The organism is Pseudomonas lini (assembly GCF_964063345.1).
Taxonomy (GTDB): domain Bacteria; phylum Pseudomonadota; class Gammaproteobacteria; order Pseudomonadales; family Pseudomonadaceae; genus Aquipseudomonas; species Aquipseudomonas lini_B.
Map to the genome: position 1 here is coordinate 4,234,762 of NZ_OZ061318.1, position 23,014 is coordinate 4,257,775.

Below are 23,014 nucleotides of genomic sequence, written 5' to 3' on the forward strand. Positions count from 1 at the left end.
GCCATGGGAGCCACCTGACATGGAGCGTCTGACACGCATTTTGGCCGCACTGACCCGCTGGGGTCTGGGCCTGTGTGCGTTGGTTTTAGTGCTGATGGCGCTGTTCGTCAGCCTCGGCCGGGAACTGACGCCGCTGGTGGCCGAGTACCGTGCCGACGTCGAAGATAAAGCCAGCAATGCCTTGGGCATGCCCCTGCAGATCGGCAAGCTGGAAGGTAACTGGAGTGGCCTCGCCCCGGTTCTGCTGGCCCACGACGTGATGGTCGGCGAGGGCTCCAATGCCCTGCGCCTGGATCAGGTGCGCGCGGTGCCGGATCTTTGGGCCAGCTTGCTGGCGCGCGAAGTGCGCATTGCACATCTGGAGCTCAACGGCCTGAAGATCAGCCTCAAGGAAGGCGAAGACGGTCATTGGGCGCTGGAAGGTTTGCCGGTGCAGCAGGACCAGCCGCTGAACCCGGAACAACTGCTCAATCGCATGCAGATCGTCCAGCAGCTATCGGTACTCGACAGCCAGATCACCTTGCAGCCGTTAGGGGAGTCGCCGCTGACCTTGACATACGTCGGCCTGAATCTGAAAACCGGTCCATCCCACCAACGGCTCGATGCCCGTTTGACCCTGCCCGACGGTCAGCCGGTAGCGATGAGCCTGCGCACCCATTTGCGCGCTGCCCAATGGAAGGACGGCGAAGCGGACGCTTACCTGAGCCTGCCGCAGAGTGATTGGTCGAAATGGTTGCCCGAGCGCCTGACCCAGCAATGGAACTTCTCCGAGATCAAGGCCGGTGGCGAGCTCTGGGTGAACTGGAGCAAGGGCACCCTGCAACGCGCCGCGATTCGTTTGAACGCGCCGCAACTCAAGGGCGCCTACGCCGAGCGCAAGCCGATCCAGATCAATAATCTGGCGCTGAACGGGTATTTCCAGCGCAGTTCCAAAGGCGTTCTGGTAACCCTGGATTCTCTGGCGATGAGCCTGGGTGACACCCGCTGGGAATCGAAACTGCAATTTCAACAAACTGCCGCGACCGATACGGTGCCAGAGCTCTTGCACCTGCAAGCCGACCGTCTCGATCTCACACCGCTCACTCCGCTGCTGAACGCCCTGGGCCCATTGCCCGAAGGTGTCGCCACGGCGGTCGAGCGGCTCAAGGTCACCGGAGTTTTGCGCAACGTGCTGATCGACTTCCGCCCAGCCGCTACCGATGACAGCAAATTCAGCTTTGCCGCCAATCTGGAAAAGGTCGGCTTCGACGCTTATCGCGGTGCACCAGCGGTGCGAAATGTCAGCGGCAACATCGGCGGCGACCTCGGGCAGGGCGAGCTGCGCATGGACAGCAAGGATTTCTCCCTGCACCTGGACCCGATTTTCGCCAAGCCATGGCAGTACATTCAGGCCAACGCCCGGTTGACCTGGAAACTCGACAAAGAAGGTTTCACCCTGATTGCACCGTACCTGAAGGTACTGGGCGAGGAGGGCAAGATTGCCGGCGACTTCCTGATCCGCCTGCATTTCGATCACACCCAGGAAGACTACATGGACCTGCGGGTCGGCCTGGTCGACGGCGACGGTCGCTACACCGCCAAGTACCTGCCCACGGTTCTCAGCCCGGGGCTGGACGAATGGCTGCGCACCGCGATTCTCAAAGGCGCGGTGGATGAAGGTTTCTTCCAGTACCAGGGTTCGCTGAACCACGGCGCCGCCGAAACGGCCCGCAGCATCAGCCTGTTCTTCAAGGTCCACGATGCCGAACTGGCGTTTCAGCCAGGCTGGCCGCATGTCAGCAAGGTCAGCGGCGATGTGTTCATCGAAGACAGCGGTGTGCGGATCATCGCCAGCAAGGGCCAATTGCTCGACACCCAGGTCAGCGACGTCTACGTCAATATTCCCCGTGTACCTGCCGGGCAGAGCACTCATCTGTTCCTCGATGGCGCGTTCGCTGGCGGGTTGGGCGATGGCCTGAAGATTCTGCAGGAAGCGCCGATCGGCACCGCCGACACCTTCGTCGGTTGGGAAGGCGAGGGCGATCTGCAAGGCAAGCTCAAACTCGATATCCCGCTGGTCAAAGGCGAGAAGCCGAAAATCCTCGTCGACTTCAAGACCGACAAAGCCCGTTTGAAGCTCCGCGAGCCCACCCTGGAGCTGACGCAACTCAAGGGCGATTTCCGTTTCGACAGCACCAAGGGTTTAAGCGGGCAAAAGATCACGGCGCGTGCGTTCGACAAGCCAGTGACCGCACAGATCTTCGCTGAAGGCAGCCCGGGCAAGCTCAACACTCGGGTTGCCGCATCGGGTGAGGTCGAGGTCAAGAAACTCACCGATTGGCTGAATGTCACTCAGCCATTGCCAGTGACGGGGATGATCCCTTATCAGTTGCAGCTGAACCTTGATGGCGCCGACAGTCAATTGATGGTCAGCTCCAACCTCAGGGGCGTGGCGGTGGATTTGCCGGCGCCGTTCGGCATGGCGGCCGATGTCGGGCGCGATACCGTGTTCCGCATGACCCTGCAAGGACCGGAGCGGCGTTACTGGGTCAACTACGGTGAGCTGGCAAACTTCACGTTTGCGGCACCAACCGGCAATTTCGCCGACGGTCGCGGTGAGTTGCTTCTCGGTGGCGGCAATGCCGTGTTACCCGGTGCCAAAGGCTTGCGCGTGCGTGGAGTACTGTCCGAGCTGGATGTCGCCCCCTGGCAGGATCTGGTAACCAGGTATGCCGGTCAGGATCCAGGTGGCAGCGCCAAACAGCTGCTCAGCGGCGTGGATTTGAAGGTTGGAAAACTCACTGGTTTCGGCACCACCCTCGATCAGGCGTCGGTGCAGTTGACGCGTAAACCCGCCGCGTGGGCCCTGCAACTCGACAGTCAGCAGGCCAAGGGCAGCATCGGTATTCCCGATGCGAAAGCCGCACCGATTGCGGTCAATCTGCAATACGTACGTTTGCCGGCACCAGACCCTACGGTGCTGGCTGACGAGAATTCGCCGGATCCGCTGGCCTCCGTGGATCCGACGAAGATTCCGGCGCTGGATGTCACTATCAATCAGCTGTTCCAGGGGCCGGATCTGGTGGGCGCGTGGCATCTGAAAGTTCGGCCGACCGCCAAGGGCATTGCCTTCAATTCCCTGGATTTGGGCCTCAAGGGCATCCTCTTGCAGGGCAGCGGTGGCTGGGAAGGCATGCCGGGTAATTCCAGCAGTTGGTACAAGGGCCGGGTCAGTGGCAAGAACCTCGCCGACGTGCTCAAGGGCTGGGGCTTTGCGCCGAGCGTCACCAGTGAAGAATTTCATATGAATGTCGACGGTCGCTGGCCTGGGTCACCGGCGTGGCTGGCGACCAAGCGTTTCTCCGGCAGCCTTGATGCGTCACTGAATAAAGGTCAGTTCGTTGAAGTCGAGGGCAGCGCTCAGGCGCTGCGGGTATTCGGCCTGCTCAACTTCAACTCCATTGGCCGCCGCTTGCGCCTGGACTTTTCCGACCTGTTTGGCAAAGGCTTGAGCTATGACCGGGTCAAAGGCCTGCTGGTCGCCAGTAACGGGGTCTACGTGACCCGTGAACCGATTCTGCTGACCGGGCCGTCGAGCAACGTGGAGCTCAACGGCACACTGGACCTGGTGGGTGATCAGGTCGATGCCAAGTTGCTGGTGACTTTACCGGTGACCAACAATCTGCCGATTGCCGCGCTAATCGTTGGTGCCCCGGCCGTCGGCGGGGCGCTGTTCCTGATCGATAAGCTGATCGGTGACCGCGTGGCGCGCTTTGCCAGCGTTAAATACACCGTCAAAGGCCCATGGAAAGAACCGAAAATCACCTTCGACAAGCCTTTTTGAATTCTTTTGAAAAAGCACTCCTTGGGCCTATGGAGTAGCATGTCCCTACGTTCTAATGCACCTGTAGGAGCGAGCGGTGCGGCGGTCCGACTTGCCCGCGAAACGACGCACCACGGTGCGTCAGGAAAGACGCCTTCGCGGGCAAGCCTCGCTCCTACAGGTCTGCGTAGATTTCACATAGGGAATAGGCCATGTCTGTAGCGGTGATTCAAATGGTCAGCCAAAGCGATGTGCTGGCCAATCTGGCCCAGGCCCGTCGTCTGCTTGAGCAGGCGGCGACCGGTGGCGCGCGGCTTGCCGTGCTGCCGGAAAACTTCGCTGCCATGGGCCGTCGCGACATTGCCGACATCGGCCGCGCCGAAGCCTTGGGCGAAGGCCCGATCCTGCCGTGGTTGAAACAGACCGCCCGCGACCTCAAGTTATGGATAGTGGCCGGCACATTGCCGTTGCCGCCGGTGGATCAACCGACAGCCAAAGTGCATGCATGCTCGTTGCTGGTTGATGATCAGGGCGAAACCGTTGCACGGTATGACAAGCTGCACCTGTTCGACGTAGACGTGGCGGACAATCGCGGGCGTTATCGCGAATCCGATGACTATGCTTATGGCAGTGGCGTGGTGGTTGCCGACACGCCCGTCGGTCGAGTCGGCCTGACGGTTTGTTACGATTTACGATTTCCAGAGCTTTACAGTGAATTGCGTGCAGCCGGCGCGGAGTTGATTACCGCGCCGTCAGCCTTTACCGCGGTGACCGGCGCGGCTCATTGGGACGTGCTGATTCGCGCGCGGGCCATCGAGACTCAGTGTTACATGCTTGCGGCCGCCCAGGGTGGGACGCATCCGGGGCCACGAGAAACCTTTGGTCATGCCGCCATCGTCGACCCATGGGGACGTGTGCTGGCACAACAGGACCAAGGCGAGGCCGTGCTGCTGGCCGAACGCGACAGCAGCGAACAGGCGTCCATCAGGGCGCGGATGCCGGTGTCTACTCATCGGCGCTTTTTCTCGCAGGGCGCCCAGCGACCTGCATCAGAACGACGAATTTAAGGCGTAAAGCATATGAGCGAGTTGTTGTCCTCCGTCAGTGAACACCTCCTGGCACCCGGCGGCGTAACGATCGAGAGCCTGCAAGGTGTGCTCGGCGATCTGGCCGGCCCGGGCATCGATGCCGCCGACCTGTATTTCCAGGGGCAGATTTCCGAGTCCTGGGCGCTGGAAGACGGGATCGTCAAGGAAGGCAGCTTCAACCTCGACCAGGGTGTCGGCGTGCGGGCGCAATCGGGCGAAAAAACCGGTTTCGCCTACAGCAATGCGATCACCCTCGAAGCGCTGGGCGCGGCTGCCCGTGCGGCCCGTTCGATCTCCCGGGCCGGGCAGAACGGTACTGTGCAAGCGTTCACCACCCAGGATGTCGCTCAATTGTACGGGCCGGATAACCCGCTGGAAGTGATGACCCGTGCCGAGAAAGTCGAACTGCTCAAGCGCATCGATGTGGCGACTCGAGCCCTCGACCCGCGTATCCAGCAAGTCACTGTGAGCATGGCCGGCGTCTGGGAACGGATTTTGATTGCTTCCACCGACGGCGGGCTGGCGGCGGATGTGCGGCCGCTGGTGCGTTTCAACGTCAGCGTGATCGTCGAGCAGAATGGCCGTCGTGAGCGCGGTGGTCATGGCGGCGGCGGTCGTACCGATTACCGCTATTTCCTCAGCGATGACCGCGCCATGGGCTATGCCCGCGAAGCGTTGCGTCAGGCGCTGGTGAATCTGGAAGCGATCCCGGCCCCGGCCGGTACATTGCCGGTGGTGTTGGGTTCGGGTTGGTCCGGCGTGTTGCTGCACGAAGCGGTTGGCCATGGCCTGGAAGGCGATTTCAACCGCAAGGGCAGTTCGGCCTACAGCGGTCGCATGGGCGAGATGGTTGCCTCGAAGCTCTGCACCATCGTCGATGACGGCACCCTCGCCGGGCGCCGTGGTTCGCTGAGTGTCGACGACGAAGGCACGCCGACCGAGTGCACCACGCTGATCGAAAACGGCGTCCTCAAAGGTTACATGCAGGACAAGCTCAATGCGCGCCTGATGGGCGTAGCCCGCACTGGTAATGGTCGTCGCGAATCCTACGCGCACCTGCCGATGCCGCGCATGACTAACACTTATATGCTGGCTGGCGAAAGCGACCCGGCGGAAATCATCGCCTCGGTGAAAAAGGGCATCTACTGCGCCAACCTCGGCGGCGGTCAGGTGGACATCACCAGCGGCAAGTTCGTGTTCTCCACCAGTGAGGCGTACCTGATCGAAGACGGCAAGATTACTGCCCCGGTCAAAGGGGCGACGTTGATCGGCAACGGGCCGGAAGCCATGAGCAAGGTGTCGATGGTTGGTAACGATCTGGCGCTGGACAGCGGTGTGGGAACGTGTGGCAAGGATGGGCAGTCGGTGCCGGTGGGTGTCGGCCAGCCAACGCTGAAAATTGATGCGATCACTGTGGGTGGCACAGGATCGTAAGGGACTCTTGAAAAAGTGAAGCTTCGGGTGAGTTGCGAGGCAACTCACCCGATTCGGGACTTAACGCAGACCGCGTTGAGTCTCGTCCAGCTCACGGATGTACTTGAAGATTTTACGGCTCGAAGCCGGTGGCTTGTTGGTCGCCAGTTCGTGCTGGGCCTGACGGATCAGGGAGCGCAATTGCTGACGATCAGCTTCCGGGTAGTCGAGCACGAACTTCTCCAGGACTGCATCGTCGCCCGCGATTAAGCGATCGCGCCAGCGTTCCAGACCATGGAAACGTTCGTTGTACTGCCGAGTGGAGGCATCCAGTTGATCGAGCAGAGTCAGAATGGCGTCAGTGTCCTGATCGCGCATCAGTTTGCCGATGAACATAAGGTGCCGTTTACGCGCGATATTCGCGGTGTGCTTGGGCGCATCGGCCAGGGCCCGGCGCATAGCGTCGGTCAACGGCAGTTTTGCCAGCAAGTCAGGCTTGAGCGTTGTAAGGCGCTCGCCAAGGTCAACCAGAGCATGAAGCTCGCGTTTAACCTGGGATTTGCTTTTTTCTCCCGTATCGAGGGAGTCGTCGTAAGAATCAACCATGGTGGCCGTCCGCAAAGAAACGCCGCCATGATAACCAGTCGGGGGCCGCTTGTCCGGCCCGGTCGCTCGAAGGCCCTAGCCGAAAGCAGAATTTGAGTGGAGAACAGCATGAGTGCAGTTGAAAGCGTCGGCCCACAAGCGTTGCCGGCACTGCAAGAACAAGTCGAGCAGATCATCGCTGAAGCCAAGCGCCAGGGCGCCAGTGCCTGTGAAGTGGCCGTGTCGCTGGAGCAGGGCTTGTCGACCACGGTGCGTCAGCGGGAAGTCGAAACCGTTGAGTTCAATCGCGATCAGGGCTTTGGCATCACCTTGTATGTGGGGCAGCGCAAAGGCTCGGCCAGCACCTCGGCCAGTGGTCCGGAAGCAATTCGCGAAACCGTCGCCGCCGCGCTGGCCATTGCCAAGCACACCTCCGAAGACGAAGCCTCGGGCCTGGCGGATGCCGCGTTGATGGCCAAGGATCTGCAGGATTTCGACCTGTTCCATCAATGGGACATCACCCCGGAGCAAGCCATCGAGCAGGCCCTGGGCTGTGAAGCGGCGGCGTTTGCCACCGACAGCCGGATCAAGAATGCCGACGGCACCACCCTCAGCACTCACCAGGGCTGCCGGGTTTACGGTAACAGCCATGGTTTTATCGGTGGTTACGCATCGACTCGTCACAGCCTCAGTTGCGTGATGATCGCCGAAGCCGATGGCCAGATGCAGCGCGATTACTGGTATGACGTGAACCGTCAGGGCAATTTGCTGGCCTCTCCGGAGAGCATCGGCCAGCGTGCCGCGCAACGGGCGGCGAGCCGTCTGGGCGCGCGTCCGGTACCGACCTGCGAAGTGCCGGTGCTGTTTTCCGCGGAACTGGCCGGTGGCTTGTTCGGCAGTTTCCTGTCGGCGATCTCCGGCGGCAGTCTGTATCGCAAATCATCATTCCTCGAAGGCACACTGGGGCAGAAGCTGTTCCCGGAATGGCTGACCATCGATGAACGTCCGCACCTGATGCGCGCCCTGGGCAGTTCGGCCTTCGACGGCGATGGCCTGGCGACCTACGCCAAGCCGTTCGTGGAGAAGGGCGAGTTGGTGTCCTACATACTCGGCACCTACTCCGGCCGCAAGCTAGGCATGCCGAGTACCGCCAATGCCGGCGGCGTGCACAACCTGTTCGTCACCCATGGCGACGAAAATCAGGCTGCCTTGCTGCGGCGCATGGGCCGAGGCTTGCTGGTCACCGAATTGATGGGGCAGGGCCTGAACATGGTCACTGGTGATTACTCCCGTGGTGCGGCGGGTTTCTGGGTCGAGAACGGCGAAATCCAGTTCGCGGTTCAAGAAGTGACCATCGCCGGCAACATGCGCGACATGTTCAAGCAGATCATTGCGGTCGGTAATGACCTGGAATTGCGCAGTAACATTCGCACCGGTTCGGTGTTGATCGAGCGGATGACAGTGGCGGGTAGCTGACCTCCGACTGCTGCACAAAAAGGCGCGCCATCCCATTGGGTGGCGCGCCTTTTTTATTGGCCGCAACCCAGACCCTGTGGGAGCGGGCTTGCTCGCGAAGAGGCCATCACATTCGATATCTGCGTCGGCTGGTACACCGCTTTCGCGAGCGAGCCCGCTCCCACAATAAATCTCCATGGATGGCTATGCTTGTTTTGCTTCTCATTATCATCTAATAATAAATCTCATTACCGAATGAGCCCGGATCATGAGTTCTGCCTTGCACGAGCAGCCTTACCTCGAAAGCTGGCGCTGGATGAGTCGCCAGATCCGTTGCGCCATGGACCCTGACGAGCCGCGCCTGATCGAACATTACCTGGCCGAAGGCCGGTATCTGGCGTGTTGCACGGCCACCTCTCCCTGGACCATCGCCGAAACCTCTTTCCGTTTGCTGCTCGACACCGCCACCGATGTCGCGCTGCCCTGGCACTGGCGCAGCCTGTGTCTCGACCAGGCTTGGCGGCCATTGCGCGATCTCGAACGGCAATCACTCTGCGGCTGCCGCCTCAAGCGCTGGCAAAGCTACGCCTGGCAACTGGCGACCTGCGAGTTGCAACCCTCCATCCCCCTCATAGAACTGGTGCAAGGATCTCCCGATGAGTAACACACGTATCGAACGCGACAGCATGGGTGAGCTGCAAGTCCCGATAGACGCCCTTTATGGCGCGCAAACCCAGCGCGCGGTGGATAACTTCCCGATCAGCGGAAAACCGATGCCCGTGCAGTTCATCCGGGCGCTGATTCTGGCCAAGGCTGCGGCCGCCCGAGCCAACGTCGAGCTCAAACAGATCAGCGAATCCCAGGGCAAGGCCATTGTCGACGCAGCTCAAGGCCTGCTCGAAGGCGACTTCATGCAGCATTTCCCGGTGGATATCTTCCAGACCGGTTCCGGCACCAGTTCCAACATGAACGCCAACGAAGTGATCGCCACGCTGGCCAGCCGCTTGTTGGGCGAGCCGGTGAATCCCAACGATCACGTCAATTGCGGTCAGAGCAGCAATGACATCATTCCGACCACCATCCATGTCAGTGCCGCATTGAGCTTGCATGAGCAGTTGCTGCCGGCGCTGGTGCATCTGGTGCAGGTGGTTGAGCACAAGGCCGAGCAGGTTCATCCGTTCGTCAAAACCGGGCGTACCCATTTGATGGACGCCATGCCCGTGCGCATGAGTCAGGTGCTCAATGGTTGGGCGCAACAGCTCAAGGCCAATATCGGTCATCTACAAGATCTGCTGCCAAGCCTGCAATCCCTGGCGCAGGGCGGCACGGCGGTGGGCACCGGGATCAATGCCCATCCAGAGTTTGCGGCGCGTTTCAGCCAGCAACTCAGCCAACTGACCCAGGTGCAGTTCACGCCGGGTAAGGACCTGTTTGCGCTGATCGGCTCGCAGGACACGGCAGTCAGCGTTTCAGGGCAGCTCAAGGCCACAGCGGTCTCCTTGATGAAAATCGCCAATGACCTGCGCTGGATGAATTCCGGCCCGTTGGCCGGGCTCGGTGAAATCGAACTCGAAGGCTTGCAGCCCGGTTCGTCGATCATGCCCGGCAAGGTCAATCCGGTGATCCCGGAAGCCACCGCGATGGTTGCCGCTCAAGTGATCGGCAACGACACGGTGATCACCGTCGCCGGCCAGTCGGGCAATTTCGAGTTGAACGTCATGCTGCCGATCATCGCCCAGAACCTGCTGAGCAGTATCGAGTTGCTGGCCAACGTCAACCGTCTGCTGGGCGACAAGGCTATCACCAGCTTCAAGGTCAACGAGGCCCGGCTCAAGGAAGCGCTGTCGCGCAATCCGATACTGGTCACTGCCCTCAATCCGATCATTGGTTATTTAAAAGCCGCTGAAATTGCCAAGAAGGCTTATCAGCAGGGCCGGCCGGTGATCGATGTCGCCCTGGAACACACCGACCTGACGCGCAGCCAACTGGAAGAATTGCTCAACCCAGAGAAGCTCACCGCAGGCGGCGTGTAATCACTGCTACCGCTTTGGAGGCTCACCATGGAGCACTGGAAACGCACGATCGAAAGGGCCAACCGCCATTTCATGCTGGGCGAACTCGTTGATGCCCGCGAGGCTTACTTGCAGGCACTGGCGCTGGCTCAAGTGTTGTTCGAGCGCTGGGCGGATGCCGACGAAGCGGTGGCGGCCTGCGTGATTTCCCACCACAACCTGGCGGATTTGCATTTGCGCCTGAACCAGCCGGAGGAGAGCGCCGAGTACCTGTGCGCGATCCATCAACGACTGTTGCAGACCGTGCAGAACTCGCGACTGGCGCCAGCTTTGCGTGAAGCCGCGCTGCGTCAGAGCAGCAAAACCTATGTCGAGCTGCTGAATTTCATCAGCGATCACGGCGAGTATCCGCGTACCCACCGTTTGCTGCACGCCGACACCGCTTCGCCCTCGCATCAGCCTGCGCCCTTACAACATGGAGTTCATTGAAATGGCTTTTACCCTGCCAGCCTTGCCGTACGCCTACGACGCCCTGGAACCGCACATTGATGCGCAGACCATGGAAATCCACTACACCAAACACCATCAGACCTACATCAACAACCTCAACGCTGCAGTCGAAGGCACTGAGTTTGCTGAATGGCCCGTGGAAAAACTGGTGGCGGCTGTGCAGCAATTGCCGGAAAAACTTCGCGCGGCGGTGATCAATCAGGGCGGAGGGCATGCCAACCATTCGTTGTTCTGGGAAGTCATGGCCCCCAACGGCGGTGGCCAGCCCGAAGACGCGCTGGCCAAGGCGATCGACGAACAGCTGGGTGGTCTCGACAACTTCAAGGAGGCCTTCACCAAAGCTGCGCTGACCCGTTTTGGCAGCGGTTGGGCCTGGTTGAGTGTGACGCCGCAAAAGACCTTGATCGTTGAAAGCAGCGGCAACCAGGACAGCCCATTGATGAACGGCAATACGCCGATTCTCGGCCTGGACGTTTGGGAGCACGCTTATTACCTGCGCTATCAGAACCGCCGTCCGGAATACATCAATGCGTTCTACAACGTGATCAATTGGCCCGAAGTCGCCGCGCGTTATCAGGCTGCGCTGGTTGAGAACGCCCCCTAAGTCTCTATAAAACAATCCAGGGCTGACTATGGGCACTGAAACACTGGCGATTGGAAGTGGACGAATGTTTCGTTACGCACTGGGATCGCTGTTACTGCTGGCGGGCGTGACGTTATTGGTTGCTCAAGGGCTGAGCTGGCTGGACCTCGAACCGAAACTGCAGCGCGCCCTGCAGGGCGGGGCGATCTGCGCCTTGGGCACAGCCTTGGGCGCCGTGCCGGTGCTGGTGATTCGACGGATGCCTCAAGCAGTCAGTGACACACTGTTGGGTTTTGGGGCCGGAGTGATGCTCGCGGCGACGGCGTTTTCGCTGATTGTGCCGGGCATTGCCGCAGCCGAAAACCTCGGGCTGACGCCTTGGGCGGCTAGCGGCCTGATCAGCTTCGGCATCATGCTGGGCGCATTCGGCTTGTTTCTGGTGGATCGCAAGGTGTCTGGCGCTACGCCTGAAATGCTCGTGGGAACGTTGGAGCGACCAGTGATTCCACCGCGGATCTGGTTGTTTGTGTTTGCCATCATTGCCCACAACATCCCCGAAGGCATGGCGGTCGGCGTCTCGGCCGGTGGTGGCATGCCCGACGCCGACAGCCTGGCCATGGGCATCGCTTTGCAGGATGTGCCGGAAGGGCTGGTGATTGCATTGGTGTTGGCCGGAGCAGGGATGTCGCGGGTCAAGGCGTTCCTGATCGGTGCTGCGTCAGGGTTGGTCGAGCCGGTCTTCGCATTGTTGTGCGCCTGGCTGGTGAGCCTGGCCGAACTGCTGCTGCCTTTGGGGCTGGCACTGGCGGCCGGTGCGATGTTACTGGTGGTGACTCACGAAGTCATCCCCGAATCGCGCCGTCATGGTCACGACAAACTGGCCAGCCTTGGGCTGCTGATCGGGTTTTGTCTGATGATGGTGATGGATACCGCGTTGGCTTGAGGTGCGCAGATTTAGCGAAGAGGTGCTTTTGTGGCGAGGGAGCTTGCTCCCGCTCGGCTGCGGAGCAGTCGTAAAATCAGCGAATGCGGTTATGTTTGTGTACAAGGGTGGCAATTTTGGGGCCGCTTCGCAGCCCAGCGGGAGCAAGCTCCCTCGCCACAAGAGACTGCGCTGTTTATTCGCCTTCGTCGAAGAAGTTGTTGATCAACGCCACCAACGCCTCAAGCGCTTCCTGTTCCTGTTCGCCTTCGGTACTCAGGTGGATTTTGGTACCCTTGCCAGCGGCCAGCATCATCATGGCCATGATGCTTTTGCCATCTACCACGGATTCTGGCGTGCGTCCTACCCTGATCGTGCAATCCGGAAACTGACCGGCAACCCCGACGAACTTGGCAGACGCACGGGCATGCAGGCCCAGCTTGTTGATGATTTCGATTTCCAGAGCAGGCATCGCGATGTGAATCCTTTAGCTGAGGTCGCGGTGGCGGACCTGGACGTTCTTCAGGGTTTTTTGCAGGACCTGACCCAGGCGTTCGGTCAGGTAGACAGAGCGGTGATGCCCGCCGGTGCAGCCAATGGCAATGGTGACATAAGCGCGGTTGCTGGCGGCAAAGCGGGGCAGCCACTTGAGCAAGTAGGAGGAAATGTCCTGGAACATCTCTTCGACGTCAGGCTGTGCCGCCAGGTACTCGGCCACCGGTTGATCGAGCCCGGACTGTGCCCGTAGCTCCGGCTTCCAGTAAGGGTTGGGCAGACAGCGCACGTCGAACACCAGATCAGCGTCCACCGGCATGCCACGCTTGAAGCCGAAAGATTCCACCAGGAACGCGGTGCCCGGTTCCGGCTGATTCAGCAGGCGCAACTTGATGGTATCGCGTAGCTGATACAGGTTCAGATTGGTGGTGTTGACCTTGAGGTCGGCCAGATCGGCGATAGGCCCCAGCAGATTGGTTTCGTCCTGAATCGCCTCCGCCAATGAGCGGTTGGCGCTGCTCAGTGGGTGACGACGGCGAGTTTCCGAAAAGCGTTTGAGCAAGGTTTCTTCGTCGGCGTCCAGGTACAGCACATCGCACTGGATATGCCGGCTGCGGACTTCTTCCAGCAATTCGGGAAACCGTGACAAGTGACTCGGCAAGTTACGCGCATCGATGGACACGGCCACCAGCGGTTGTGCCAGTTCGGTGTGAATCAATGCGCGCTCGGCCAGTTCCGGCAGCAAGCCGGCAGGCAGGTTGTCGATGCAGTAATAACCGTTGTCCTCGAGCACATCGAGGGCGGTACTTTTACCTGAGCCGGAGCGGCCGCTGACGATGATCAGGCGCATGATTAGTGACCGGTTTGCTCGTCCAGGACAACCTGATACAAGGCTTCGTTGCTCGGGGCGCTGCGCAGCTTTTCACGCACTTCCTTGCGATCAAGCATGCTGGCAATCTGGCGCAGCAGTTCCAGGTGCGCATCGGTGGCGGCTTCCGGGACCAGCAGGACAAACAGCAGGTCAACCGGGGCGCCATCAATGGCGTCGAAATCGATAGGGGCTTCCAGGTGCAGCAGCGCACTGATTGGCGAGGTGCAGCCTTTAAGCCGGCAGTGGGGGATGGCGATGCCGTTGCCGAAACCGGTAGAGCCGAGTTTCTCACGGGCAATCAGGGCCTCGAAGACGTCCTGCATTTCCAGATCCGGTACTTCGCGGTGGATAAGGTTGGCAATTTGCTCGAGGGCTTTCTTTTTACTGCCACCCGGCGCGTTCACTTGGGAACGGCCGGGGGTCAGGATGGTTTCTAGTCGGATCATGGATTGGGAGTGTTAACGACCGGTCGCGCCCTGGAGGAGGCTCTGGGTCTTTTCCTTATGCTTTTTAAGTTGGCGATCCAGCTTGTCGGTCAGCAGGTCGATGGCGGCATACATGTCCGTATGCTCGGCATTGGCGACCACCTCTCCGCCGGGAATATGCAGCGTGGCTTCGATCTTCTGCAGCAGTTTTTCGACGTTCATCGTGACTTGAACATTGGTGATCTTGTCGAAATGCCTCTCTAATCGGTCGAGTTTTTCGCCGATGTAGGTGCGCAGGGGTTCGGTCACTTCCAGTTGGTGTCCACTGATGTTGACTTGCATACAGCTTCTCCTTCGTTGCCAGTGCATAAAGCGGCAGGCAGAAATGCCTGCCACTGGAACGCTGTGGCGAGCCCGGCGGCTACATCAACCGCTTCCGTTCGCTGGAAGGCGCGATCCCCAGGGATTCGCGGTACTTGGCGACGGTGCGACGGGCTACCTGAATGCCTTGTGCCTCCAGTAAACCAGCGATCTTGCTGTCACTCAACGGCTTTTTCTGATTTTCCGCGGCAACCAGTTTTTTGATGATCGCGCGGATCGCCGTGGACGAGCATTCACCGCCTTCGGAGGTACTGACGTGGCTGGAAAAAAAGTATTTCAGTTCATAGATGCCCCGTGGGGTATGCATGAATTTTTGCGTGGTCACCCGTGAAATCGTCGATTCATGCATGCCCACCGCTTCGGCGATGTCATGCAGCACCAACGGCTTCATGGCTTCGTCACCGTATTCAAGAAAGCCGCGTTGATGCTCGACGATCTGGGTGGCGACTTTCATCAGGGTTTCATTGCGGCTTTGCAGGCTCTTGATGAACCAACGAGCCTCCTGCAGCTGATTACGCATGAAGGTGTTATCAGCGCTGGTATCGGCGCGGCGCACGAAACCGGCGTACTGGGCGTTGACACGCAGGCGTGGCACCGATTCCTGATTCAGCTCCACCAGCCAGCGCTCGTTGTCCTTGCGCACAATCACGTCGGGAACGACGTATTCGGCTTCGGCGGACTCGATTTGTGAACCCGGGCGCGGGTTGAGGCTCTGGACCAGTTCGATGACCTGACGCAGTTCATCTTCCTTGAGCTTCATGCGACGCATCAGCTGGCTGTAGTCGCGGCTGCCGAGCAGGTCGATGTAGTCGGTGACCAGGCGCTTGGCCTCGGCCAGCCAAGGGGTCTTGGCTGGCAGTTGACGCAGTTGCAGCAGCAGGCACTCACCGAGGTTGCGGGCGCCGATGCCAGCGGGTTCGAATTGCTGGATGCGGTGCAGGACGGCTTCGATTTCGTCCAGTTCGATGTCCAGTTCCGGGTCGAAAGCTTCGAGGATTTCCTCGAGGGTTTCGTCCAGGTAGCCCTGATTGTTGATGCAGTCGATCAGGGTCACGGCGATCAGGCGATCGGTGTCGGACATAGGTGCCAGGTTCAGTTGCCAGAGCAAATGGCTTTGCAGGCTTTCACCGACCGATGTGCGGGTGGTGAAATCCCACTCGTCGTCATCGTTGCTCGGCAGGCTGCTGGCGCTGGTCTGGTAGACGTCTTCCCAGGCCGTGTCGACGGGCAATTCGTTGGGGATGCGCTCGTTCCAGTCGCCTTCCTCAAGGTTATCCACCGTTGGGGCGGTTTCCTGGTAAGAGGGTTCCTGAATGTCGGCGTTGGGTTTTTGTTCGGCGCTATCGGCCAAGGGGTCAGCGTTATCGAAGTCGTCGCCTTCTTCCTGGCGTTCGAGCATCGGATTGGACTCCAGGGCCTCCTGGATTTCCTGTTGCAGGTCCAGGGTCGACAATTGGAGCAGGCGGATGGCCTGTTGCAGCTGCGGTGTCATCGTCAGCTGCTGGCCCATTCTCAAGACTAGCGATGGTTTCATGGCAGGGGCTTAACACCTTATTCGCCGGCGCACATGCGCCATCCACTACAGAGCGCCGAAGCGCCAAACATAAGCAAATTATATGCCCGAAACTGAAGTGTTTGCCTAGAGCGCTGTAACAATAAAAACTTATTGATTTTTTATTGAAGCGAGCGCTCTCTCGGCGACTGGGGCACCTCAGTGCTTACAGGCGGAACTCATGGCCCAGATACACTTCCTTGACCAGTTCGTTGGCCAGGATGGTGGCGGAGTCACCTTCGGCGATCAACTGGCCGTCGTTGACGATGTAGGCCGTTTCGCAGATATCCAGGGTTTCGCGGACGTTGTGGTCCGTGATCAGCACACCAATGCCTTTGGCCTTGAGGTGGTGGATGATCTGCTTGATGTCGCCCACCGAAATCGGGTCTACGCCGGCGAAGGGTTCGTCGAGGAGGATGAATTTCGGGTTAGTAGCCAGGGCTCGGGCGATTTCCACACGGCGGCGTTCACCACCGGACAGGCTCATGCCGAGGTTGTCGCGGATGTGGTGGATGTGAAATTCCTGCAGCAGGCTTTCCAGCTCCTGGCGACGACCGGCCTTGTCGAGTTCCTTGCGGGTCTCGAGGATGGCCATGATGTTGTCGGCCACCGACAGTTTGCGGAAGATCGATGCTTCTTGCGGAAGATAGCCGATACCCGCCTTCGCGCGACCGTGCATTGGCTGGTGGCTGACGTCCAGGTCATCGATCAGGACGCGGCCCTGATCGGCCTGCACCAAGCCGACAATCATGTAGAAGCAAGTGGTTTTACCGGCACCGTTAGGACCAAGCAGGCCGACGATCTGACCGCTGTCGATGGACAGGCTGACGTCGCGCACGACCTGACGGCTCTTGTAGCTCTTGGCCAGATGCTGAGCTTTCAGAGTTGCCATTACTGGGCCTTTTGCTCGTCGGTTTTCTTCTTCGGCTGGATCACCATGTCGATGCGAGGACGTGCCTCAGTGACCTTGTTACCCGTGGCGCGACCGGCGCTCGCAAGCTTTTTGACCGTGTCGTAGACAATTTTCTCGCCTTGGGTGACGTTGTTGTCTTTATCGATGACTTTAGCGCGATCGATCAGCACGACGCGGTTTTGCGAGGCGTGGTACTGAATAGTTACGCCGTAGCCCTGAACCGGCTTGGTATCGCCCGCCGTTTGCAGTTGCTCGAAGTAGGCGAGGTTGCCCACCGAAGTCACCACGTCGATATCGCCGGCCGGGGTGCGAGTGATGGTTACGGTGTTGCCCTTAACGATCATCGAACCCTGAGTGATGATCACGTCGCCTTTATAGGTGGCAACGCCATTCTTGTCGTCCAGTTGGGCATCGTCGGCCTGAATGCGGATAGGCTGCTCTTGATCGTTCGGCAGAGCCCAGGCGCTCACGCTTCCCAGTGCTGCGCCCAGACTGAGCAAAATAGGGAGAGTTTTAACGAGCCTCATACTGTCCTCTTACGTTCGATAGCAGGTGTATCCTGCTTTCTTTCAAGTACGCTTTCATTCCGTTGCCTGTCGATACACCGCCAGCGCCGTCGATTCTAACGGGTTGATCGGTCTGCGCATATTGCTGCTGCGGGAACACTGTCATACGGGTGGTGGTAATCAGGGTTTTGCGGTTTTTTTCGTCGAAACGGGTGATACGTACCGAATCAATCAGCTCGACCTGAGTGCCGTCCGGATTGACTTCACCCTTCTCGCTCTGGACATGCCACGGGAACTCGGTGCCGCGGAACATGTTCAGGTCAGGATTGGTCAGCAACGTCACTTCGGTCGCTTTCAGGTGTTCGACCTTGTCCGACGTCATCTCGTATTGCAGTTTGCCGTCGGGCAGGTACTGCACGCTATGGGCATTGACGGCGTAATAGTCGATCGCGCTTTCATCGACCTTCGCCACCGGCTTGTCGAGGAAGCGTTCAGGGCTGATGTTCCAGTAGCCGACCGCCGCAAAAATCGCTGCTATGCAACCGAACACCAGGATGTTGCGAATTTTTTTGCTCAGCATGATGGGCTCACAGGTACGCGGCGTTGGCCGCATCGAGACGGCCCTGGGCGCGCAGGATCAATTCGCAGAATTCGCGAGCAGCACCCTCGCCACCGCGGGCCTGGGTGATGCCGTGGGCATGTTCGCGCACGAAACTGGCAGCGCTGGCCACCGCCATGCCCAGGCCTACGCGGCGAATCACTGGGAGGTCCGGCAGGTCGTCGCCAAGGTAGGCCACTTGTTCATAACTCAGGTTGAGCTGGGCAAGAAGTTCGTCTAGCACCACCAGTTTGTCTTCGCGACCCTGATAAAGGTGTGGAATACCGAGGTTCTTCGCGCGTCGTTCAACCACCGGGGTCTTGCGGCCGCTGATGATAGCGGTCTGCACGCCGGCGGCCATCAGCATCTTGATGCCCTGGCCGTCGAGGGTGTTGAACGTCTTGAACTCGCTACCGTCTTCGAGGAAGTACAGGCGCCCGTCGGTCAGCACGCCATCAACGTCGAACACCGCCAGTTTGATCTGTTTGCCGCGTTGCAGCAGGTCCGTGCCCATTACATTACTCCCGCACGCAGCAAGTCGTGCATGTTCAAGGCGCCGACCGGGCGGTCTTCGCTGTCGACTACTACCAGCGCGTTGATTTTATGGTCTTCCATGATTTTCAGCGCCTCGGCGGCGAGCATCTCGGCACGAGCGGTCTTGCCGTGGGCAGTCATCACTTCATCAATGGTCGTGCTGTGGATATCAATGGTGCGGTCCAGAGTGCGGCGCAGGTCGCCGTCGGTGAAGATCCCGGCAAGTTTTCCATCTGTGCTTAGTACGACGGTCATGCCCAACCCCTTGCGGGTCATTTCCATCAAGGCATCCTTGAGCAGCGTACCGCACGTCACTTGCGGCAATTCGGTGCCGGCATGCATGACATTTTCCACTTTCAGCAACAAGCGGCGGCCAAGGGCTCCGCCCGGGTGGGAAAAAGCGAAATCTTCAGCGGTAAAGCCTCGAGCTTCAAGCAAGGCAACGGCGAGAGCATCACCCATGACCAGCGCTGCGGTGGTCGACGAGGTGGGTGCCAGGTTCAGCGGACAGGCTTCGTGTTCGACGCTTACATTGAGGTTGACTTCCGCTGCCTTGGCCAGCGGCGACTCGGGATTACCGGTCAGGCTGATCATTTGAATGCCCTGGCGCTTGATCAGCGGCAGCAAGGTGACGATTTCGTTGGTGGAACCGGAGTTCGACAGCGCCAGAATGATGTCATCACGGGTGATCATGCCCATGTCGCCATGGCTGGCCTCGGCCGGGTGCACGAAAAAGGCCGTGGTGCCGGTGCTGGCCAGGGTGGCGGCAATCTTGTTGCCGATGTGCCCCGATTTGCCCATGCCGACCACGACTACGCGGCCTTTGCTGGCCAGAATCATCTCGCAAGCACGTACGAAATCTGCATCGATATGGGGCAGCAAACCTTGTACGGCTTCCAGTTCGAGGCGGATGGTACGTTGTGCTGATTGAATCAGGTCGCTGGATTGGTTCATGTCGGAAATCGAATAGCCTGATGAAAAGGCGGCGATTATAACGGTAATGATCAAAACCCTCACGCAAGTTCGTCGCGGTTTGTCATTACTTGTTACCGAATCTCTCTAAATAGATGATTTCAGGGGGGCATGATGCTGAACGTGCCCGGCTTGGGCCTTGGGCGCTTGGCCTTTGCAGTGATATAGTTCGCCGCCAGTTCGGCCTGCCCGGGGAGGTATGTGCTTTCGCCAGAAAGCCAGGCGTCCGAGTGAGAGGCTGCATCGCAAGGAGTTTAGATGAGTGCCGATAACGCCTACGCGGTCGAGCTGAAGGGACTGACCTTCAAGCGCGGTGCGCGCAGCATTTTCAATAACGTCGATATCCGCATACCGCGCGGCAAGGTCACCGGCATCATGGGGCCTTCCGGGTGTGGCAAGACCACGCTGCTGCGGCTGATAGGTGCACAATTGCGCCCTACCAGCGGCGAAGTCTGGGTCAATGGCCAGAACCTGCCGACGTTGTCGCGCAGCGATCTGTTCGATGCGCGCAAGCAAATGGGTGTGCTGTTTCAGAGCGGCGCACTGTTTACCGACCTTGATGTTTTCGAGAACGTCGCCTTTCCGCTGCGTGTTCATACCGAGCTGCCGGAAGAAATGATCCGAGACATTGTCCTGCTCAAATTGCAGGCCGTGGGCTTGCGTGGCGCCATTGACCTGATGCCTGACGAATTGTCCGGCGGCATGAAGCGTCGCGTCGCGCTGGCCCGGGCCATTGCTCTCGATCCGCAAATCCTCATGTATGACGAGCCTTTTGTTGGCCAGGACCCGATCGCCATGGGCGTGCTGGTACGCCTGATCCGCCTGCTCAATGATGCGCTGGGCATCACCAGCATCGTGGTCTCCCACGATCTGGCCGAGACCGCGAGCATTGCCGACCACCTTATTGTGGTGGGCGACGGGCAAGTGTTGGGCCAGGGCGCACCCAAGGATTTGATGAAGTCGGATGAGCCACGTATTCGTCAATTCTTGACAGGCGAACCCGACGGTCCGGTCGCATACCACTTTCCAGCGCCGGATTACCGCGCAGATCTTCTGGGGAAGCGCTGATGCGCAAGATTTCACTGATAGAAAGAGTGCGCCGGTTCGGCCGCGCCGGCATCGATGTACTGGAGGTGTTCGGGCGTTCGGCGTTGTTCCTGTTCCATGCCTTGCTCGGTCGTGGCGGCATCGGTGGCGGTTTTGGCCTGCTGGTCAAGCAGCTGCATTCGGTGGGCGTGATGTCCCTGGTGATCATTGTGGTCTCCGGGGTATTCATCGGCATGGTGCTGGCGTTGCAGGGCTTTAACATTCTGTCCAGCTACGGTTCGGAGCAGGCAGTCGGGCAGATGGTTGCACTGACGCTGTTGCGTGAACTCGGTCCGGTGGTTACGGCCTTGCTGTTCGCCGGGCGCGCAGGTTCGGCACTGACCGCCGAAATCGGCAACATGAAATCCACCGAACAGCTGTCCAGTCTGGAAATGATCGGGGTTGACCCGCTCAAGTACATCATTGCCCCGCGCCTGTGGGCCGGCTTCATTTCCCTGCCGGTGCTGGCAATGATTTTCAGCGTGGTGGGCATCTGGGGCGGTTCGTGGGTGGCTGTCGACTGGCTGGGTGTCTATGAAGGCTCTTACTGGTCGAACATGCAAAACAGCGTGACGTTTGTCGACGATGTGCTCAACGGCATTATCAAAAGCATCGTTTTTGCCTTCGTCGTGACCTGGATCGCCGTATTCCAAGGCTATGACTGCGAGCCCACTTCCGAGGGGATCAGTCGTGCCACTACCAAGACCGTGGTGTATGCCTCTTTGGCTGTACTCGGCCTGGACTTTATTCTGACCGCCTTGATGTTTGGAGATTTCTGATGCAAAACCGCACCCTGGAAATCGGTGTCGGCCTTTTCTTGCTGGCTGGCATCCTGGCTTTGCTGTTGCTTGCGTTGCGGGTCAGTGGTCTGTCCCCGAGCGCAACCACCGATACTTATAAACTTTATGCATATTTCGATAATATCGCCGGTTTGACGGTCAGAGCTAAAGTGACCATGGCCGGTGTGACCATCGGTAAGGTCACGGCGATCGATCTGGACCGCGACAGCTTCACCGGTCGGGTGACCATGCAACTGGAAAAGCGCGTAGATAACCTGCCGGCCGACTCCACTGCCTCTATCCTGACCGCTGGCCTGTTGGGTGAGAAATACATCGGTATCAGTGTGGGCGGGGAGGAAACCCTGCTCAAGGAGGGTGGAACCATCCACGACACGCAGTCGTCATTGGTACTCGAGGACCTGATCGGTAAATTCCTGCTCAATACCGTTAGCAAAGAAGCTAAATGAGGAGCTTTTGAATGATCTCTATCTTGCGACGTGGCCTGTTGGTAATACTCGCGGCCTTGCCGTTGATGGCTAACGCCGTGGCGGGGCCTTCCGCGCACGATCTGGTACAGGACACCACCAATCGGATGCTCGCCGATCTGGCGGCCAACAAAGAGAAGTACAAGCAGGATCCGCAAGACTTTTATGCGGCGCTGAACACCATCGTCGGGCCTGTGGTGGATGCCGAGGGCATCTCCAAAAGCATCATGACGGTCAAGTATTCGCGCAAAGCCACGCCTGAGCAGATGCAGACCTTTCAGGAAAATTTCAAGAAAGGCCTGTTCCAGTTCTACGGTAACGCCTTGCTCGAGTACAACAACCAGGGCATCACCGTTGAACCTGCCAAGGATGAGTCGGGAGACCGTACCAGCGTTGGCATGACGGTCAAAGGCAGCAGCGGCGCGATCTATCCCGTGTCTTACACACTCGAAAAGATCAATGGCGAGTGGAAGCTGCGCAACGTGATCATCAATGGCATCAATATCGGCAAGCTGTTCCGCGATCAGTTCGCTGATGCGATGCAGCGCAATGGCAACGACCTGGACAAAACCATCAACGGTTGGGCCGGGGAAGTCGCCAAAGCCAAGGAAGCCACCGAAAAATCTACCGAGAACCAAACCCAATGAGTGAGTCGGCCATTCGCATGAGCGAATCCGGCGAACTGCTGCTCAGTGGCGTGCTGGATTACCGGACAGGCCCGAACCTGCGCAAGCAGGGGCAGGCGCTGATCAAATCCAGTAACGCAGCTGCGCTGGTGGTTGATTGCTCCTCGGTGGAGAAGTCCAGCAGCGTCGGCTTGTCGCTGCTGCTGTGCTTCATGCGCGATGCCCAGGCGGCCGGCAAGGCCCTGAGCATTCGTGCGATGCCCGAAGACATGCGTGAAATCGCTCAGGTCAGCGAATTGACCGAGCTGTTGGCGCATCCCTGAACCGCATCTATAAAGAAGCCCCCCGTCAGAGTCCTGCTTCGCGGGGTTCGCAGGCGCGGGGCTTTTTTGTATGATGTCCGACCCGCGCGCACAGGGCG

25 protein-coding genes are annotated in these 23,014 nt (G+C 59.2%); 14 read left to right on the forward strand and 11 right to left on the reverse strand.

Annotated elements, in window-relative coordinates:
* Positions 1 to 19: 19 nt before the first annotated feature.
* The 3 genes from AB3226_RS19030 to tldD all read left to right on the forward strand — a co-directional run bounded on the left by AB3226_RS19030 (position 20) and on the right by tldD (position 6,324).
* Positions 20 to 3,823 carry a YhdP family protein gene (locus AB3226_RS19030; RefSeq protein ID WP_367374171.1) on the forward strand — a complete coding sequence of 1,268 codons (3,804 nt, stop codon included), beginning with the start codon at positions 20 to 22 and terminating at the stop codon, positions 3,821 to 3,823.
* A 191-nt stretch (positions 3,824 to 4,014) separates the two neighbouring features.
* Complete coding sequence (locus AB3226_RS19035) at positions 4,015 to 4,869, forward strand: carbon-nitrogen hydrolase family protein (protein WP_367374172.1); 855 nt, start codon at positions 4,015 to 4,017, stop codon at positions 4,867 to 4,869.
* A gap of 12 nt (positions 4,870 to 4,881) precedes the next feature.
* Positions 4,882 to 6,324, forward strand: coding sequence for a metalloprotease TldD (gene tldD / locus AB3226_RS19040; protein ID WP_123498976.1), 1,443 nt, complete (start codon positions 4,882 to 4,884; stop codon positions 6,322 to 6,324).
* A 60-nt stretch (positions 6,325 to 6,384) separates the two neighbouring features.
* Here tldD and yjgA read toward each other — a convergent pair whose 3' ends face one another.
* Complete coding sequence (yjgA, locus tag AB3226_RS19045; protein ID WP_007901505.1) at positions 6,385 to 6,909, reverse strand: ribosome biogenesis factor YjgA; 525 nt, start codon at positions 6,907 to 6,909, stop codon at positions 6,385 to 6,387.
* A 108-nt stretch (positions 6,910 to 7,017) separates the two neighbouring features.
* Here yjgA and pmbA point away from each other — a divergent pair, with 108 nt between their 5' ends.
* The 6 genes from pmbA (at position 7,018) to AB3226_RS19075 (ending at position 12,391) form a co-directional block, all read left to right on the forward strand.
* A complete protein-coding gene (gene pmbA, locus AB3226_RS19050; RefSeq protein WP_367374173.1) occupies positions 7,018 to 8,364 on the forward strand; it encodes a metalloprotease PmbA in 1,347 nt (448 codons plus the stop codon).
* Between the two features lie 247 nt (positions 8,365 to 8,611).
* Complete coding sequence (locus AB3226_RS19055; protein ID WP_305423527.1) at positions 8,612 to 9,007, forward strand: FagA protein; 396 nt, start codon at positions 8,612 to 8,614, stop codon at positions 9,005 to 9,007.
* Entirely contained in the window at positions 9,000 to 10,376 is a 1,377-nt protein-coding gene (locus tag AB3226_RS19060) for a class II fumarate hydratase (RefSeq protein WP_367374174.1), read from the forward strand. The genes AB3226_RS19055 and AB3226_RS19060 overlap by 8 nt, the downstream gene beginning before the upstream one ends.
* A gap of 27 nt (positions 10,377 to 10,403) precedes the next feature.
* Complete coding sequence (locus tag AB3226_RS19065; RefSeq protein WP_367374175.1) at positions 10,404 to 10,844, forward strand: hypothetical protein; 441 nt, start codon at positions 10,404 to 10,406, stop codon at positions 10,842 to 10,844.
* Position 10,845: 1 nt separating this feature from the next.
* Entirely contained in the window at positions 10,846 to 11,469 is a 624-nt protein-coding gene (locus AB3226_RS19070) for a superoxide dismutase (protein WP_367374176.1), read from the forward strand.
* Positions 11,470 to 11,497: 28 nt separating this feature from the next.
* Positions 11,498 to 12,391, forward strand: coding sequence for a ZIP family metal transporter (locus tag AB3226_RS19075; RefSeq protein WP_367374177.1), 894 nt, complete (start codon positions 11,498 to 11,500; stop codon positions 12,389 to 12,391).
* 175 nt (positions 12,392 to 12,566) lie between these two features.
* On the opposite strand, the gene AB3226_RS19080 is transcribed toward AB3226_RS19075, so the two are convergent.
* From AB3226_RS19080 to AB3226_RS19125, 10 genes are all read right to left on the reverse strand, one after another.
* Positions 12,567 to 12,842 carry an HPr family phosphocarrier protein gene (locus AB3226_RS19080; RefSeq protein WP_367374178.1) on the reverse strand — a complete coding sequence of 92 codons (276 nt, stop codon included), beginning with the start codon at positions 12,840 to 12,842 and terminating at the stop codon, positions 12,567 to 12,569.
* A gap of 15 nt (positions 12,843 to 12,857) precedes the next feature.
* Entirely contained in the window at positions 12,858 to 13,715 is an 858-nt protein-coding gene (gene rapZ, locus AB3226_RS19085) for an RNase adapter RapZ (protein ID WP_123498993.1), read from the reverse strand.
* A 2-nt stretch (positions 13,716 to 13,717) separates the two neighbouring features.
* Positions 13,718 to 14,182, reverse strand: a complete 465-nt coding sequence (gene ptsN / locus AB3226_RS19090; protein ID WP_367374179.1) for a PTS IIA-like nitrogen regulatory protein PtsN — start codon at positions 14,180 to 14,182, stop codon at positions 13,718 to 13,720.
* A gap of 12 nt (positions 14,183 to 14,194) precedes the next feature.
* Entirely contained in the window at positions 14,195 to 14,503 is a 309-nt protein-coding gene (gene raiA, locus AB3226_RS19095; protein ID WP_003178005.1) for a ribosome hibernation-promoting factor, HPF/YfiA family, read from the reverse strand.
* Between the two features lie 79 nt (positions 14,504 to 14,582).
* The gene (locus AB3226_RS19100) at positions 14,583 to 16,076 is read right to left on the reverse strand and encodes an RNA polymerase factor sigma-54 (protein WP_038978967.1); all 1,494 of its coding nucleotides are present in this window, start codon (positions 16,074 to 16,076) and stop codon (positions 14,583 to 14,585) included.
* 184 nt (positions 16,077 to 16,260) lie between these two features.
* Positions 16,261 to 16,986 carry an LPS export ABC transporter ATP-binding protein gene (lptB, locus tag AB3226_RS19105; protein ID WP_030128011.1) on the reverse strand — a complete coding sequence of 242 codons (726 nt, stop codon included), beginning with the start codon at positions 16,984 to 16,986 and terminating at the stop codon, positions 16,261 to 16,263.
* Positions 16,986 to 17,534 (reverse strand): lipopolysaccharide transport periplasmic protein LptA, encoded by a 549-nt coding sequence (gene lptA / locus AB3226_RS19110; RefSeq protein ID WP_367374180.1) that lies wholly within the window; start codon positions 17,532 to 17,534, stop codon positions 16,986 to 16,988. The genes lptB and lptA overlap by 1 nt, the downstream gene beginning before the upstream one ends.
* On the reverse strand, positions 17,521 to 18,093 hold the full coding sequence (gene lptC / locus AB3226_RS19115) for an LPS export ABC transporter periplasmic protein LptC (RefSeq protein ID WP_367374181.1): 573 nt from the start codon (positions 18,091 to 18,093) through the stop codon (positions 17,521 to 17,523). The genes lptA and lptC overlap by 14 nt, the downstream gene beginning before the upstream one ends.
* Before the next feature lie 7 nt (positions 18,094 to 18,100).
* Positions 18,101 to 18,625, reverse strand: a complete 525-nt coding sequence (locus AB3226_RS19120) for a KdsC family phosphatase (RefSeq protein ID WP_367374182.1) — start codon at positions 18,623 to 18,625, stop codon at positions 18,101 to 18,103.
* On the reverse strand, positions 18,625 to 19,599 hold the full coding sequence (locus AB3226_RS19125; RefSeq protein WP_123720006.1) for a KpsF/GutQ family sugar-phosphate isomerase: 975 nt from the start codon (positions 19,597 to 19,599) through the stop codon (positions 18,625 to 18,627). Before AB3226_RS19125 ends, AB3226_RS19120 begins: the two co-directional genes overlap by 1 nt.
* A gap of 276 nt (positions 19,600 to 19,875) precedes the next feature.
* On the opposite strand from AB3226_RS19125, the gene AB3226_RS19130 reads away from it, so the two are divergent.
* The 5 genes from AB3226_RS19130 to AB3226_RS19150 are packed head-to-tail and all read left to right on the forward strand — an operon-like array spanning position 19,876 to position 22,916.
* Entirely contained in the window at positions 19,876 to 20,685 is an 810-nt protein-coding gene (locus tag AB3226_RS19130) for an ATP-binding cassette domain-containing protein (RefSeq protein WP_367374183.1), read from the forward strand.
* Positions 20,685 to 21,482 (forward strand): lipid asymmetry maintenance ABC transporter permease subunit MlaE, encoded by a 798-nt coding sequence (mlaE, locus tag AB3226_RS19135; protein WP_367374184.1) that lies wholly within the window; start codon positions 20,685 to 20,687, stop codon positions 21,480 to 21,482. Before AB3226_RS19130 ends, mlaE begins: the two co-directional genes overlap by 1 nt.
* The gene (gene mlaD, locus AB3226_RS19140) at positions 21,482 to 21,949 is read left to right on the forward strand and encodes an outer membrane lipid asymmetry maintenance protein MlaD (RefSeq protein WP_367374185.1); all 468 of its coding nucleotides are present in this window, start codon (positions 21,482 to 21,484) and stop codon (positions 21,947 to 21,949) included. Before mlaE ends, mlaD begins: the two co-directional genes overlap by 1 nt.
* A gap of 11 nt (positions 21,950 to 21,960) precedes the next feature.
* Positions 21,961 to 22,614, forward strand: coding sequence for a phospholipid-binding protein MlaC (locus tag AB3226_RS19145; RefSeq protein WP_367374186.1), 654 nt, complete (start codon positions 21,961 to 21,963; stop codon positions 22,612 to 22,614).
* Positions 22,611 to 22,916: a lipid asymmetry maintenance protein MlaB gene (locus AB3226_RS19150; RefSeq protein ID WP_367374187.1), complete on the forward strand. Its 306-nt coding sequence runs from the start codon at positions 22,611 to 22,613 to the stop codon at positions 22,914 to 22,916. Before AB3226_RS19145 ends, AB3226_RS19150 begins: the two co-directional genes overlap by 4 nt.
* Positions 22,917 to 23,014: the final 98 nt, after the last annotated feature.